Source organism: Burkholderia sp. AU45251 (assembly GCF_030482905.1).
In the GTDB taxonomy this organism is placed as follows: domain Bacteria; phylum Pseudomonadota; class Gammaproteobacteria; order Burkholderiales; family Burkholderiaceae; genus Burkholderia; species Burkholderia aenigmatica.
Genome location: NZ_JAUJQH010000012.1, coordinates 19986 through 33277, shown reverse-complemented (window position 1 = coordinate 33277; position 13292 = coordinate 19986). Strand labels below are relative to the sequence as shown.

General features: G+C 65.5%; 12 protein-coding genes. 8 read left to right on the top strand and 4 right to left on the bottom strand.

Going from position 1 to position 13292, the window contains the following annotated elements:
• Positions 1 to 49 precede the first annotated feature (49 nt).
• Complete coding sequence (locus QZM67_RS22560; protein ID WP_175023508.1) at positions 50 to 601, top strand: cysteine hydrolase family protein; 552 nt, start codon at positions 50 to 52, stop codon at positions 599 to 601.
• Complete coding sequence (locus QZM67_RS22555; protein WP_301806773.1) at positions 598 to 1221, top strand: HAD family hydrolase; 624 nt, start codon at positions 598 to 600, stop codon at positions 1219 to 1221. The genes QZM67_RS22560 and QZM67_RS22555 overlap by 4 nt, the downstream gene beginning before the upstream one ends.
• A 135-nt stretch (positions 1222 to 1356) precedes the next feature.
• On the opposite strand, the gene ettA is transcribed toward QZM67_RS22555, so the two are convergent.
• The 3 genes from ettA to gcvA form a co-directional block, all read right to left on the bottom strand.
• Entirely contained in the window at positions 1357 to 3024 is a 1668-nt protein-coding gene (ettA, locus tag QZM67_RS22550; RefSeq protein ID WP_175023506.1) for an energy-dependent translational throttle protein EttA, read from the bottom strand.
• A 189-nt stretch (positions 3025 to 3213) separates the two neighbouring features.
• Positions 3214 to 3522 carry a DUF3761 domain-containing protein gene (locus QZM67_RS22545; RefSeq protein WP_175023505.1) on the bottom strand — a complete coding sequence of 103 codons (309 nt, stop codon included), beginning with the start codon at positions 3520 to 3522 and terminating at the stop codon, positions 3214 to 3216.
• An 83-nt stretch (positions 3523 to 3605) separates the two neighbouring features.
• Complete coding sequence (gene gcvA / locus QZM67_RS22540) at positions 3606 to 4523, bottom strand: transcriptional regulator GcvA (RefSeq protein WP_301806770.1); 918 nt, start codon at positions 4521 to 4523, stop codon at positions 3606 to 3608.
• 192 nt (positions 4524 to 4715) lie between these two features.
• Here gcvA and QZM67_RS22535 point away from each other — a divergent pair, with 192 nt between their 5' ends.
• The 5 genes from QZM67_RS22535 to QZM67_RS22515 all read left to right on the top strand — a co-directional run bounded on the left by QZM67_RS22535 (position 4716) and on the right by QZM67_RS22515 (position 10591).
• Positions 4716 to 6035, top strand: coding sequence for an MFS transporter (locus QZM67_RS22535; protein WP_301806767.1), 1320 nt, complete (start codon positions 4716 to 4718; stop codon positions 6033 to 6035).
• 81 nt (positions 6036 to 6116) lie between these two features.
• Entirely contained in the window at positions 6117 to 6461 is a 345-nt protein-coding gene (locus tag QZM67_RS22530) for an MmcQ/YjbR family DNA-binding protein (protein WP_089449826.1), read from the top strand.
• Positions 6462 to 6876: 415 nt separating this feature from the next.
• Positions 6877 to 8268: a GABA permease gene (gene gabP, locus QZM67_RS22525; protein ID WP_043191570.1), complete on the top strand. Its 1392-nt coding sequence runs from the start codon at positions 6877 to 6879 to the stop codon at positions 8266 to 8268.
• A gap of 370 nt (positions 8269 to 8638) precedes the next feature.
• The gene (locus QZM67_RS22520) at positions 8639 to 9508 is read left to right on the top strand and encodes an alpha/beta fold hydrolase (protein ID WP_301806763.1); all 870 of its coding nucleotides are present in this window, start codon (positions 8639 to 8641) and stop codon (positions 9506 to 9508) included.
• A gap of 39 nt (positions 9509 to 9547) precedes the next feature.
• Positions 9548 to 10591, top strand: coding sequence for a radical SAM protein (locus QZM67_RS22515; protein WP_301806760.1), 1044 nt, complete (start codon positions 9548 to 9550; stop codon positions 10589 to 10591).
• A gap of 155 nt (positions 10592 to 10746) precedes the next feature.
• Here QZM67_RS22515 and ychF read toward each other — a convergent pair whose 3' ends face one another.
• A complete protein-coding gene (gene ychF / locus QZM67_RS22510; protein ID WP_175023499.1) occupies positions 10747 to 11841 on the bottom strand; it encodes a redox-regulated ATPase YchF in 1095 nt (364 codons plus the stop codon).
• Positions 11842 to 12087: 246 nt separating this feature from the next.
• On the opposite strand from ychF, the gene QZM67_RS22505 reads away from it, so the two are divergent.
• The gene (locus tag QZM67_RS22505) at positions 12088 to 13266 is read left to right on the top strand and encodes a UbiH/UbiF family hydroxylase (RefSeq protein ID WP_301806757.1); all 1179 of its coding nucleotides are present in this window, start codon (positions 12088 to 12090) and stop codon (positions 13264 to 13266) included.
• Positions 13267 to 13292 lie beyond the last annotated feature (26 nt).

The following is a 13292-nucleotide window of genomic DNA, read 5'->3' as shown; positions in this document are numbered from 1 at the left end:
ACGTGATAACGGCCGGACAACGGCCGAACGACAAAACCGAGGGCAAGCAATGGCGGACACCGCAGTGATCGTGGTCGACATGCAGCGCGGGCTGGTGGAGCGGGCGCAGCCCGCTTACCGGCTCGATGACGTGGTGTCGGGCATCAACCGGTTGACGGCGGCGGCGCGCGCGGCGAACGCGCCCGTGTGCTTCGTGCAGCACGACGGCGATGCGGACGACGACATCGTGCCCGGCACGCCGGGCTGGGAACTGCATGCGGGGCTGGTCGTCGGGAACGACGACTGGCGCGTGCGCAAGCAGGTGAGCGATTCGTTTCACGACACGCCGCTCGCGGCGCAGCTCGACCGCCACGGCATCCGTTCGGTGCTGATCTGCGGCTATGCGACCGAGTTTTGCGTCGATTCGGCCGCACGCCGCGCGGCGCTGCTCGGCTACCGGACGACCGTCGTGTCCGACCTGCACACGACGAACGAGCGCACGCACCTGTCGGCCGCGCAGATCGTCGCGCACCATCACTTCGTATGGCAAAACAATACGCTGTCGGGCAATCCGGTGACGCCGCGCCCGCTCGTGGACGTCCTGGCAACGGAGTTCGCATGACGATCAAGGCCGTGGTGTTCGATTTCGGCGGCGTGCTGATCGACTGGAGCCCCGAGTACCTTTACCGGGAGCTGATTCCCGACGACACGGAGCGTCGCTGGTTCCTCACGCACGTGTGTGCGATGGACTGGGTGATCCGCCAGGACGGCGGGCAGACGATCGAAGAGGGGACGGCCGAGCTCGTCGCGAAGTTTCCGGAGCATGAGGCGCTGATCCGTGCGTTCTATGCGCGTTGGCACGAGATGATCGGCGGCGTGCTCGAAGAGGGGGCCGCACTCGTCGACCGGCTGGAGGCACAGGGGATGCCGCTGTTCGGGCTGACGAACTGGTCCGCGCAGACGTTTCCGTATGCGTGGGACAACTTCCCGGTGCTGCGGCGTTTCAAGGAGATCGTCGTGTCGGGCCGCGTGAAGCTCGTGAAGCCCGATCCGGCGATCTATCGCGAGATGCATGCGCGAATCGAGCCGCACCTGCCGGGCATCGCGCCGCACGAACTCGTGTTCATCGACGACAACGCGAAGAACGCCGCGGCCGCGACGGCGCTCGGCTGGCACGGCGTTCATCACACGAGTGCGGCAGCGACCGAGGCACGGCTGCGCGAACTGGGCGCGCTCGCGTAAGCGGCGAGCGAGCAGCAGCCGTCAGATAAAAAAAGCGGGCCAGCGGCCCGCTTTTTTGTTGTGCCGCTCCTGAAGCGGCCACCCTTGGTGCCTGGCCCTGCGTTGCCGCAGCGCCGGGCACCCGGGCCGTACCGGTCAGCGGCTGATCGGCTTGTAGCGCAGACGCTTCGGCTTCGCGGCTTCCTCGCCGAGGCGCGCACGCTTGTCGGCTTCGTATTCCTGGTAGTTGCCGTCGAAGAACGTGACCTGCGAATCGCCTTCGAACGCGAGGATGTGCGTCGCGATCCGGTCGAGGAACCAGCGATCGTGCGAGATCACCATCACCGAGCCCGCGAATTCGAGCAGCGCGTCTTCCAGCGCGCGCAGCGTTTCGACGTCGAGGTCGTTCGACGGTTCGTCGAGCAGCAGCACGTTGCCGCCCGAGATCAGCGTCTTCGCGAGGTGCAGGCGGCCGCGTTCACCGCCGGACAGGTTGCCGACGATCTTCTGCTGGTCGCCGCCCTTGAAGTTGAAGCGGCCGATGTACGCGCGCGACGGCGTTTCGTACTTGCCCACCGTCAGCACGTCGGCGCCGCCCGAGATTTCCTCGAACACCGTCTTCGAGCCGTCGAGCGCGTCGCGGCTCTGGTCGACGTACGCGAGCTTCACGGTCGGCCCCATCACGACTTCGCCCGAATCCGGCTGTTCCTTGCCCGTCAGCATCCGGAACAGCGTCGACTTGCCGGCGCCGTTCGGGCCGATGATGCCGACGATCGCGCCAGCCGGGATCTTCAGGTTCAGGTTGTCGATCAGCAGGCGGTCGCCGAACGCCTTGCTGACGTTCTTGAACTCGATCACTTCATTGCCGAGGCGGTCGCCGACCGGAATGAAGATTTCCTGCGTTTCGTTGCGCTTCTGGTATTCCTGGCTGTTCAGTTCCTCGAAGCGCGCGATACGGGCCTTCGACTTCGCCTGACGGCCCTTCGGGTTCTGGCGCACCCACTCCAGTTCCTTCTTGATCGCCTTCTGGCGTGCCGATTCCGATGCTTCTTCCTGCTTCAGGCGCTCTTCCTTCTGGTCGAGCCAGCTGCTGTAGTTGCCCTTCCACGGAATGCCGTGGCCGCGGTCGAGTTCGAGAATCCACTCGGCTGCGTTGTCGAGGAAGTAGCGATCGTGGGTGACGGCGACCACGGTGCCCGGGAAGCGCACCAGGAACTGCTCGAGCCAGTCGACCGATTCGGCGTCGAGGTGGTTGGTCGGTTCGTCGAGCAGCAGCATGTCCGGCTTTTCGAGCAGCAGCTTGCACAGCGCGACGCGGCGCTTTTCACCGCCCGACAGGTGCTCGATCTTTGCGTCCCACGACGGCAGGCGCAGTGCGTCGGCGGCCACTTCGAGCTGCTGCTCGGGGCTGCCGCCGTCGCTCGACGCGAGGATCGCTTCGTACTTCGCCTGCTCGGCTGCGAGCGCGTCGAAGTCGGCGTCCGGCTCCGCGTATGCCGCGTAGATTTCTTCCAGCTTCTTGTTGGCCTGGAACAGGTCGCCGAGGCCGTCCTCGACGGCTTCGCGCACCGTCTTCGTCGGGTCGAGCTGCGGCTCCTGCGGCAGGTAGCCGATGTTCAGGTTCGGCATCGGCGTCGCTTCGCCTTCGATGTCCTTGTCGACGCCCGCCATGATGCGGATCAGCGTCGACTTGCCCGAGCCGTTCAGGCCGAGCACGCCGATCTTCGCGCCGGGAAAGAACGACAGCGAGATGTCCTTCAGGATCTGGCGCTTGGGCGGCACGATCTTGCCGACCCGGTTCATCGTGAAAACGTATTGGGCCATTTGGGTGTGAAAGTCAGAAGTGGTTGAGACGGCCGCGCAGCGCGCGGGCGGGGCGGCGTCGGGGGATTCGGTACGGAGCGTGCCGCGCATGGCGCGGCGGCGTCGCCGCGTGTCGGCGGCGAGAGCGGCTATTGTACTTCGCCGCCGCCTGCCGCTGGCGCGATGCCGGCCTTTTGGCCAGGGCCATGCTCACAGCCACGCGGCGACGCCGCCGTGCCCCGAGCACGTGCCGCGCCGGTGACGGCTGAAGCTGTACGTGCCGTCGCGGCAGCGCGCGCTCGCACTGTCGGGCACGCGGCCCGATTTCGAATGTGCGGGCGCGTGCACGGTTTCGCCGTCGCGGTTGCGGTACGTGTCGTGACGGTCGAGATCGGCTTCGTTGCCGTAGCCGGGCGGGGCGCGATACGCGTGCGCCGGATGGGGCAGCGCGGCGCACGCGACGAAGAACGCGGCGGACAGGGTCGCGATGCGCGTCGCGCGGCGGAGCAGGGCAGGCATGGTCTCTCTCGGTCTGTTGTTATCGGTGCCGGGCCGCATGTTAGCCGACCGGCCGCGGATCGGCGCCGCGCGGGGGCGTGGCGCTACGCCGCGCCGGACATCGACGCCGCGCCGTCGGCCTGCGCGGCGTCGAGGATCCACCGGCGAAAAGCGGCGACCTTCGGCCGTTCCGCATGATGCGGTGGATAGACGAGGTAGTACGCGAAATCGTCGAGCCACGCGACGTCGGCGAGCTGCACGAGCCGGCCGCTTGCCAGCTCGCCGCGCACCATCGCGGCCGGCAGCAGCCCGGCGCCCTGGCCGGCGACGATCGCCTGCAGCAGCAGGCCCGAGTCGTCGAACGCGGGGCCGCGCGGCGGACCGAAGTCGTCGATCCGCTGCGCGCCGAACCAGATGTGCCAGCCCTTGCGCTCGGCATCGTGCAACTGCGGCCAACCGACGAGATCGGCGGGCGTTGCCGGCATGCCGAGTCGCGTGACGAGTTCGGGCGACGCGAGCGCGACGATCTCCACCGTCAGCAGGCGTTCGCTGCACAGGCCGATGTAGCGCCCGAGGCCGTGACGGATCGCGACATCGACACCGTCACGTGAAAAATCCGCGAGTGCATGGCTCGTGCTGACCTGCAGGTCGACGTCCGGGCAAGCCTCCCGGAACCGGGCGAGGCGCGGGACGAGCCATGCGGATGCGAAGAACGGCGTGACGCTTACCGTCAGCACGCCGCTGTCGGCGGCGCCGGACACGCGCTGCGACGCGTCGGCGATCTGCCTGAACGCGTTGCGCACCGGCGGCAGGTAGTCGCGGCCGGCGGCCGTGAGCAGGATGCCGCGGTTGACGCGCTCGAACAGCTGCACGCCGAGATGTGCCTCCAGCGTGCGAATCATCTGGCTTACCGCACCGGGCGTGACCGACAGCTCCTCGGCCGCCGCCTTCACCGACAGGTGGCGGGCGGCCGCTTCGAATGCGCGCAGCGCATTGAGGGGCGGCAAGCGGGAACGATTCATTGAGTTTTTCTAAATCGAAAGTCCGATGAAATATCGTTTGAGACGATGCGTACGCGCGAGTACCGTTGACGCATCGGATCGCGTGCTTCGCGACTGCCTGTCGGCGGCCGATGCGATCAACATAGTTCAACTATATCCATGAGGCAATCCGGTTGCTGCCGGCGGCCGGTGGAACCTGAGAGGAGCATCGTCATGAACCGCCCGGGCGCATCGCGCCTTTTTTACGGCTGGTACGTGGTTGCAGCCGCGTTCGCCGTCACGTTCGTCGGTTTCGGCAGCGCGTATACGTTCAGCGCGTTCGTCGAATCGCTGCAGCGGGATTTCGCCGCGTCGCGCGGGCAGATCTCACTCGTGTTCTCGCTCGCCGGTTTCCTGTATTTCGGTTTCGGCATCATCAGCGGGCCGCTCGCCGACCGCTTCGGCTCGCGGCGGCTCGCCATCGCCGGGATGCTGCTGACGGGCGCCGGGCTCGCGGCTGCCGGCGCCGCGCATACGCTGGTGCAGGTTTATGTCGCGTACGGGTTCGGTGTCGGTTTCGGCATCGGCTGCGCGTACGTGCCGGCCGTCGGCGCGGTGCAGCGCTGGTTCGTGCGCCGGCGCGGTTTTGCGTCGGGGCTCGCGGTCGCGGGGATCGGTGTCGGCACGCTGGTGATGCCGCCGCTCGCGTCCGCGTTGATTGCGCATGTCGGCTGGCGCGGTGCGTATTTCACGCTGGCCGTGATCGCGGTCGTGATCGGCGCGGGGATGTCGCTGCTGATCGAGAACGACCCGCGCGGGCGTGGGCTGCTGCCGGACGGGGACGCGGCGCATGAGCCCGTCGAAGGCGGCGGCGCGAAAGCCGCCGGGCGCGATGCGGGGCATCCGGTGTCCGGGGCAGCCGCCGGCCGCAAGCCGGGCGCCGCTTCGGCGTCTGCCGGCGCGACGGTGCGCGAAGCCGTCACGTCGCGGCCGTTCGCGAGCCTCTACGCGGCATGCCTCATCTGCTCGTTCGGCGTGTTCGTCCCGTTCGTTCACCTCGTGCCGTACGCGCTCGATCATGGCGTCGCGTCGTCGACGGCCGTGCTGCTGCTCGGCGCGATCGGCGTCGGCAGCACGGCCGGCCGCTTCTTCCTCGGCGGCCTCGCCGACCGCTTCGGCCGCCGCACATCGCTGCTCGCGATGTTCGCCGGCATGGCCGTCGCCCTCGTCGCGTGGGCCGGTGCCGGCACCGTCGCGACGCTCGCCGCGTTCGCGCTCGTGTTCGGTGTGTTCTACGGCGGCTGGGTCGCCGTGCTGCCGGCGGTCGTGATGGACTCCTTCGGCGGCCGCAACGTGAGCGGAATCATCGGCGTGCTCTATACAAGCATCGCATTCGGCACGCTGATCGGGCCGACCGCGGCCGGCTTCATCTACGACGCGGGCGGCGGCTATCTCGTGCCGATCCTGGCCAGCGCCGCCGCGAATGCGATCGCCTTCGCGATCGTCGCGACGACAGGGCGTGCAGCGACGGCCACCCGTGCGGCGCGCGGATAGGCGTGCTTCGCCCGGCGCGTCGTCGCGAATTCCGGTAGGGTGGCCGGATCGTCAAACGAAGGCGTGCAGCAGGGAGGCCCGATGACATTCGACGAAGTCCGGCAGATCGCACTGGCGTGGCGGGGCGTGGAGGAAGGTACGTCGTACGGCACGCCCGCACTCAAGGTGAGGGGCAAGATGCTCGCGCGGCTGCGCGAGGACGGCGACACGCTCGTCGTGAAGGGCGTCGGCCCCGACGAGCGCGCGTGGCTGATCGAATCGGAACCTGACGTGTATTACGTGACGGATCACTATGTCGGCTGGCCGATCGTGCTGGTGCGGCTGTCGGCGGCCCGTCCGGACGCCGTGAAAAACCTGCTTCTGCGAGAATGGCAGGCTGTCGTTCCCGCGAAATGGCGCGACGAGATGGCGCGCGGCGCGAGCTGACGCACGGGTTGCCGCAGCTTGCTGCCCGGCTCGACGGGCGCTGCAGGCGCGCTCGCGAGACGCCGCGAATGGTACAAGCGTTGCATCGATCGACGTCGATACAACAAGTGGTTCCATCGAAGTTCTTCAATTGGTTCTTAGTGAAGAACCGTTTGATGCTTACACTCCTTCGCTCGAAGGCAGCTGACGAAAGCCGACGGAAAGGGCGCACGCGATGCGTCGGCGCGCTGCGCGCCGCATCGCACCCGCAGCTTCGCAGACTGCATGGCGCACCGTTCCGGAACGGCCCCCGATCCGGTCCCGTGTCTGCATCCCGTGCAGGCGCCGCATCCGGCCCGGCTCAAGAACCACAATCCCCCGTGCTGCCTTCACGCGATACCCGGCCATACCGGAACCGTTTTTTGGAGAGAGACAGATGAGTGGAAGCAACACAGGCCTCGGTACGGGCCTGAAGCAGCGGCACGTGACGATGATGTCGATTGCCGGCGTCATCGGCGCGGGCTTGTTCGTCGGTTCAGGCCACGCGATCGCGGAGGCAGGCCCGGCATCGATCCTCGCGTATGCGATCGCGGGCGTGCTGGTCGTGCTGGTGATGCGCATGCTCGGCGAGATGGCCGTCGCGCATCCGGACAGCGGTTCGTTCTCCACTTATGCCGATCGCGCGATCGGCCACTGGGCCGGTTTCTCGATCGGCTGGCTGTACTGGTGGTTCTGGGTGCTCGTGATCCCGATCGAGGCGACGGCCGCCGCGACCATCCTGAATGCGTGGTTCCCCTCCGTCGCGACCTGGATCTTCGCGCTCGGCATCACGCTGGTGCTGACGGTCACCAACCTCTTCTCGGTCAAGAACTACGGCGAATTCGAATTCTGGTTCGCGCTGATCAAGGTCGTCGCGATCGTCGTGTTCCTGTGCATCGGCGGGGCGGCGATCGTCGGCATCATCCCTGCGCCGGCCGTGTCGGGTGTATCGAACCTGTTCGCGCATGGCGGCTTCATGCCGCACGGCGCGAGCGCGGTGCTCGCGGCGATGCTGACCACGATGTTTTCGTTCCTCGGCACCGAGATCGTGACGATCGCGGCCGCCGAATCGGACAACCCGCAACGCCAGATCGTGCGTGCGACCAACTCGGTGATCTGGCGCATCACGCTGTTCTATCTCGGCTCGATTCTCGTCGTCGCGGCCATCGTGCCGTGGAACGATCCGCTGCTGCCGACGCACGGCTCGTATCAGCGCGCGATGGAGCTGATCGGCATTCCGAATGCGAAGGCGATCATCGACGTGATCGTGCTCGTGTCGGTCGCGAGTTGCCTGAATTCGGCGCTGTACACCGCGTCGCGGATGCTGTTCTCGCTGTCGAAGCGCAAGGATGCGCCGGCGTTCCTGCACCGCACCGATTCGACCGGCACGCCGCGCGCGGCCGTGCTCGCGTCGACCGCATTCGGCTTCCTGACCGTGATCGCGAACTACCTGATGCCGGAGCAGGTGTTCGGCTTCCTGCTCGCGACGTCGGGCGCGATTGCGCTGCTCGTGTATCTCGTGATCGCGATCTCGCAGCTGCGGATGCGCAAGACGCTCGAGTCGACCGGCGCGGACCTGACTTTGCGGATGTGGCTGTTCCCGTGGCTCACGTGGTTGGTGATCCTGTTCATCTGCGGCACGCTGACCGTGATGCTCGTGAGCGAGGATCACCGGATGGAAGTGGGCGCGACGGCCGTGCTGGCGTTGATCGTGCTGCTCGCGTCGTGGCTGAACAAGCGTGGTCGCGATGCGCAGGCGAGCGAAGGGCGGCGTGTGTCGGCGACGTGATGAAGGTGAAACGAGGCGGCGGGCAAGCGCTCGCTGCCGGATGACGGGAAAACCCCGCACGAAAAATGGCCTGACCGGCGTTTGCCGGTCAGGCCATTTGTTTTTTGTGGCGGACGCGGCTGCTGGGAGGGGCGCGGAGGTTATCGCGAGAGACAAGGAACAGCGCGCAATTAGCGCGGAATATTCGAACTTGTCTGATTTCATCGACAAAGATTTGCTCTTACATTGATCGCTCTGACTATCGGGGTGAATCGATGAATAAATCGATTTGGATTCCTTTGTTGTTGCTTCACATTAACAGGCAGCACTCTCTGTCCAATCGGTCGATCGATACACCTGCTCGTTCATCGACGGTCTTGAGGTCGATGCGATGAGTGAGCGTTCAACAACTCGCGTCTGCATCGATTTCGTCGCCCGCGACGGATTCCAGTTGAGCGGAACCTATTTCCCGGCAGTCAACGACGATCGTTCCCCCGTACTCATCTGTCCCGCAACAGGGATTCGCCAATCCTTTTATTTCCCGTTTGCGGATTGGTTGCGTCGCGACGGCTATTCGACGTTCGTATTCGACTATCGGGGAATCGGCGCGTCGCTCGATACGCGTCATGTTCGTCAGTCACGCGTGCGGAAACAGGACTGGGGGGAACTCGATATGCCCGCAGCGCTTGATTGGCTCCTCGGCAAGACCGGCGCGGGCCACGCACATTTGATCGGGCATAGCGCAGGTGCGCAACTCATTGGCCTAATGCCGAATCACGCATCGGTTCGCTCTTTGTGCGCTGTCTCCGCGTCGTCCGGATATATCGGCAACATCCGCTGGCCACAGCGTTTCGCGGCATTGCTGCTTGCGAATGCGTACGTGCCGATTGCCGCGCGGTTGCTCGGCTACGTTCCAGCCCGGGTGCTGGGCTGGGGCGATGATTTGCCGCCGCGCGTTGGGCTTCAATGGGCTCGGTGGTGTCGTCGACCCGGATATGTGGCAAACGAATTCGGAGCAGGGGTGACGCATCACTACTACGACAAGTTTACAGCGCCCGTCACCGTCGTGGCCGCAACCGACGATCCGCTCGCCACGCCGGCCAATGTCGAAGACTGGCTGCGCCTGCTGCCGAGAGCAGAGCACGGCGTCCATTTCATCCATCGAGAAAACCCCGACGGCCGAGCAATCGGACACGTCGGCATGTTCCGCCGCGAGCATTCGTCGCTGTGGCCTGAACTCATCAGAGGATTGCCGCGCTGACAGTACGTGTCGCTGGCGCCCTCGTATCAGGAGACCACGATGGATGATTCAATCGACATGAAAGCGCGCTTCAAGGCGGTTAGAAACGAGGCGAAGGAGACGCGTGCTTCGCTTTACCACCTCACGAATCAATGCAATCTGCGCTGCAAGGGCTGCTGGTTCTTCGAGAACGAGTTCGATACGGCGTCGCGCGAACTGAACGATACGCTTCGTCTCGAGCAACGCGTGAAGGAGGAGGCGGCGCGCGGGATCAACGCGCCGCTCTTGATTGGTGGCGAACCCGCGTTGTATCTCGATCGGATACGGATGTTTCGGAAATACATGCCGAAAGTATCCGTGTCGACGAATGGTCTTCGAAAAATTCCGTATGAAGGCTTCGAAGACATCACCATCGCTATTTCTGTATTTGGTGGTGGGCCACTCGACGACGAGTTGCGTGCGATCGGTCCGAACGGCAAGCGGTTTACGGGCTTGTTTGACAAGGCACTGGCGAACTACCGGGACGACGAGCGGGCGGGTTTCGTCTACGCAGTGACGATGGATGGCCTCGCGTATATCGAGGAAACAGTACGCAAGATTCGGGACAACGGAAACCGGCTGCTGTTCAATTACTACAGCCCATACGACGTCGACGGCCCGCTTCGCCGACGTGGAGAGGAGCGGCTGTTGAATGAGTTGCTCGATTTGAAGGCGAGATACCCTGAAACCATTGCAAGCCATCCCTATTATCTAGCCGCTCTGATGCGCGGGGCGACCTCTTGGGGAGTATTCGATGGCGCAAGCTGCCCGAGCGTTAGTGAAGATCATCCGCAGAACGCGGATCGGCTCGCTTCGGGTTGGCCCGCATTGCCCAAGTTCAATGCGTATCGTGCCGACTTCGTTTCGCTGGCGCGTTGTTATACGTCAGGGGAGTGTGCGAAGTGCCGTGACAGCCAGGCGGTGATGTCGTGGTTGCTGGTCAACGCCAGGCATGTGCTGCAGGAGGACGACGGGCTCCGGACGTGGACGGAGGTTGCTGAGACTTATTTCAGTCAGTTTGTCTGGTCGGGATATCATCCGCGCAACCGTACCGAGGGTGTATAGATTTGCGCCATGCAATGAGTTTGGCGTCGAACGGGCGGAAGGCCACAAGCGCTACTGGATTGAATTCGAGCTTGCGGAACCGGCTGTAACGAGACAAACGCACCAAAAAAAGCCCGCGAAAGCGGGCTTTTTTCATCAAAGTGCCGAAGCAACGCTCAGACGTTGAACAGGAAGTTCATCACGTCGCCGTCGTGCACGACATATTCCTTCCCTTCCGCGCGCATCTTGCCGGCTTCCTTCGCGCCTTGCTCGCCCTTGTACGTGACGAAGTCGTTGAACGCGATCGTCTGCGCGCGGATGAAGCCGCGCTCGAAGTCGGTGTGAATCACGCCGGCGGCTTGCGGGGCCGTGTCGCCGATATGGATCGTCCACGCGCGCACTTCCTTCACGCCCGCGGTGAAGTAGGTCTGCAGGCCGAGCAGCTTGAAGCCCGCGCGGATCACGCGGTCGAGGCCCGGCTCTTCCATGCCCATGTCGGCGAGGAACGCTTCCTTGTCCGCGTCGTCGAGATCGGCGATTTCCGCCTCGATCGCCGCACACACGGCGACCACCGGCGCATTCTCGCTTTCCGCGTACTTGCGTACCGCGTCGAGGTGCGGGTTGTTCTCGAAACCGTCGTCCTTCACGTTGGCCACGTACATGGTCGGCTTCGCGGTGATCAGGCAGAACGGCTTGAGCACCGCCTGTTCGTCGTCCGACAGCGCGAGGCCGCGAATGGCCTTGCCTTGGTCGAGCTGCGCGCGCACCTTCTCGAGCACCGCGACGAGCTTCGCCGCTTCCTTGTCGTTACCCGACTTCGCGGCCTTCGAATAGCGCGTGAGCGCCTTCTCGACGGTGCCGAGGTCGGCGAGCGCGAGTTCGGTGTTGATCACTTCGATGTCGTCGATCGGGCTGACCTTGCCGGCGACGTGAATGACGTTCTCGTCCTCGAAGCAGCGCACGACGTGCGTGATCGCGTCGGTTTCGCGAATGTTCGCGAGGAACTGGTTGCCGAGGCCTTCACCCTTGCTCGCGCCCGCGACGAGGCCCGCGATGTCGACGAATTCGACGACGGCCGGCACGATGCGCTCGGGGCTGATGATTTCAGCGAGCGCCTTCAGGCGCGTATCGGGCACTTCGACGATGCCAACGTTCGGCTCGATCGTGCAGAACGGGTAGTTCTCGGCGGCGATGCCGGCCTTGGTCAGCGCATTGAACAGGGTGGACTTGCCGACGTTGGGCAAGCCGACGATGCCGCATTTGAGACTCATGGAATCCTTCGAACGGGTAAGGCGGCGCGGCCGGACAGGGCACGGCGGCGCGGGAAAAAAGGGCGGCCGGCGCTTGGGGCGCGGCGGGCCGACGGTCAAAGACGCTATTGTACCGTGCCGACGCCCCGGATTCCGGGCTGGCGCCGAACGGCCGATGCGGCGGGCCGCCGCGCCGCCGCATCGGCCTGCGATTCTGCTGATTTCCCGCAAAGTCCGGCCGCGTAAGGGTTTGGCCCCGCGGCTATAATGCCCGCCATGACTGCCCACCACACCTTCGACGTCGCCGTGGTCGGCGGCGGGCTCGTCGGCAAGACGGCCGCGCTCGCGCTGACCCAGTCCGGCTACAAGACAGCCTTGCTTGCCCAGCCGGCCACGCCGCGCCCCGCCGATCTCGCGTTCGACACGCGCGTCTACGCACTGTCCTCCAGTTCGCAGGCCCTGCTCGAGCGGCTGCGGGTCTGGCAGGCGCTCGACCACGACCGGCTCGCACCGGTCTACGACATGCGCGTGTACGGCGATGCGCACGCGGAACTGCATTTCTCCGCGTACCAGGCTTCCGTGCCGCAACTCGCGTGGATCGCCGAATCGTCGCTGGTCGAGGCGTCGCTCGACGCCGCGCTGCGGTTCCAGCCGAACCTCACGTGGTTCGATGCGCGCGCGCAGGGCTTCGACGTGCGCGACGACGCGGCCGTGCTCACGCTGTCGTCGGGGCAGGTGCTGGAAGCCGATCTCGTCGTCGGCGCGGACGGCGCGCATTCATGGGTGCGCTCGCAAATGGGGGCCAAGGTCGAACGGCGCGACTACCGGCAGACGGGCGTCGTCGCGAACTTCAAGGCGTCGCTGCCGCATCGCGAGACGGCCTACCAGTGGTTCCACGAAGGCGAGATCGTCGCGCTGCTGCCGCTGCCGGACGGTCATGTGTCGCTCGTCTGGTCCGCGCACACCGCGCATGCGGACGAATTGCTCACCCTCGATCCGTCGCAGCTCGCGGCCGAAGTCGAGCGCGTGTCGCATGGCCAGGTCGGCACGCTCGACTGCGTGACGCCGGCCGCCGGCTTCCCGCTGGCGCTGCAGACGGTCGACAAGCTGATCGCGCCGCGCGTCGCGCTGGTCGGCGATGCCGCGCACCTGATCCACCCGCTCGCGGGGCAGGGGATGAACCTCGGGCTGCGCGACGTCGCGGCGCTTGCCGACGCGATTGCAGGCAAGGAAAGCTTCCGCAACCTCGGCGATACGGTGCTGCTGCGCCGCTACGAGCGTTCGCGGCGCGAGGACATCCGCGCGTTGATGGTCGCAACCGACGGGCTGCAGCGGCTGTTCGCGGTGCCGGGCTCGCTCGCGAAGGCCGTGCGCAATGCGGGCATGGCCTTCGTCGGCGCGCAGCCGCTCGTGAAGCGCTGGCTCGTGTCGGCCGCGCTTGGCTGATCGAACCTTCGGCCGTTTCGCCGGTC

Excerpts from the sequence above, each read along its gene's own strand:
- QZM67_RS22560 (WP_175023508.1), top strand. The coding sequence starts at position 50 with ATGGCGGACACCGCAGTGATCGTGGTCGACATGCAGCGCGGGCTGGTG.
- QZM67_RS22555 (WP_301806773.1), top strand. The coding sequence starts at position 598 with ATGACGATCAAGGCCGTGGTGTTCGATTTCGGCGGCGTGCTGATCGAC.
- ettA (WP_175023506.1), bottom strand. The coding sequence starts at position 3,024 with ATGGCCCAATACGTTTTCACGATGAACCGGGTCGGCAAGATCGTGCCG.
- QZM67_RS22545 (WP_175023505.1), bottom strand. The coding sequence starts at position 3,522 with ATGCCTGCCCTGCTCCGCCGCGCGACGCGCATCGCGACCCTGTCCGCC.
- gcvA (WP_301806770.1), bottom strand. The coding sequence starts at position 4,523 with ATGAATCGTTCCCGCTTGCCGCCCCTCAATGCGCTGCGCGCATTCGAA.
- QZM67_RS22535 (WP_301806767.1), top strand. The coding sequence starts at position 4,716 with ATGAACCGCCCGGGCGCATCGCGCCTTTTTTACGGCTGGTACGTGGTT.
- QZM67_RS22530 (WP_089449826.1), top strand. The coding sequence starts at position 6,117 with ATGACATTCGACGAAGTCCGGCAGATCGCACTGGCGTGGCGGGGCGTG.
- gabP (WP_043191570.1), top strand. The coding sequence starts at position 6,877 with ATGAGTGGAAGCAACACAGGCCTCGGTACGGGCCTGAAGCAGCGGCAC.
- QZM67_RS22520 (WP_301806763.1), top strand. The coding sequence starts at position 8,639 with ATGAGTGAGCGTTCAACAACTCGCGTCTGCATCGATTTCGTCGCCCGC.
- QZM67_RS22515 (WP_301806760.1), top strand. The coding sequence starts at position 9,548 with ATGGATGATTCAATCGACATGAAAGCGCGCTTCAAGGCGGTTAGAAAC.
- ychF (WP_175023499.1), bottom strand. The coding sequence starts at position 11,841 with ATGAGTCTCAAATGCGGCATCGTCGGCTTGCCCAACGTCGGCAAGTCC.
- QZM67_RS22505 (WP_301806757.1), top strand. The coding sequence starts at position 12,088 with ATGCCCGCCATGACTGCCCACCACACCTTCGACGTCGCCGTGGTCGGC.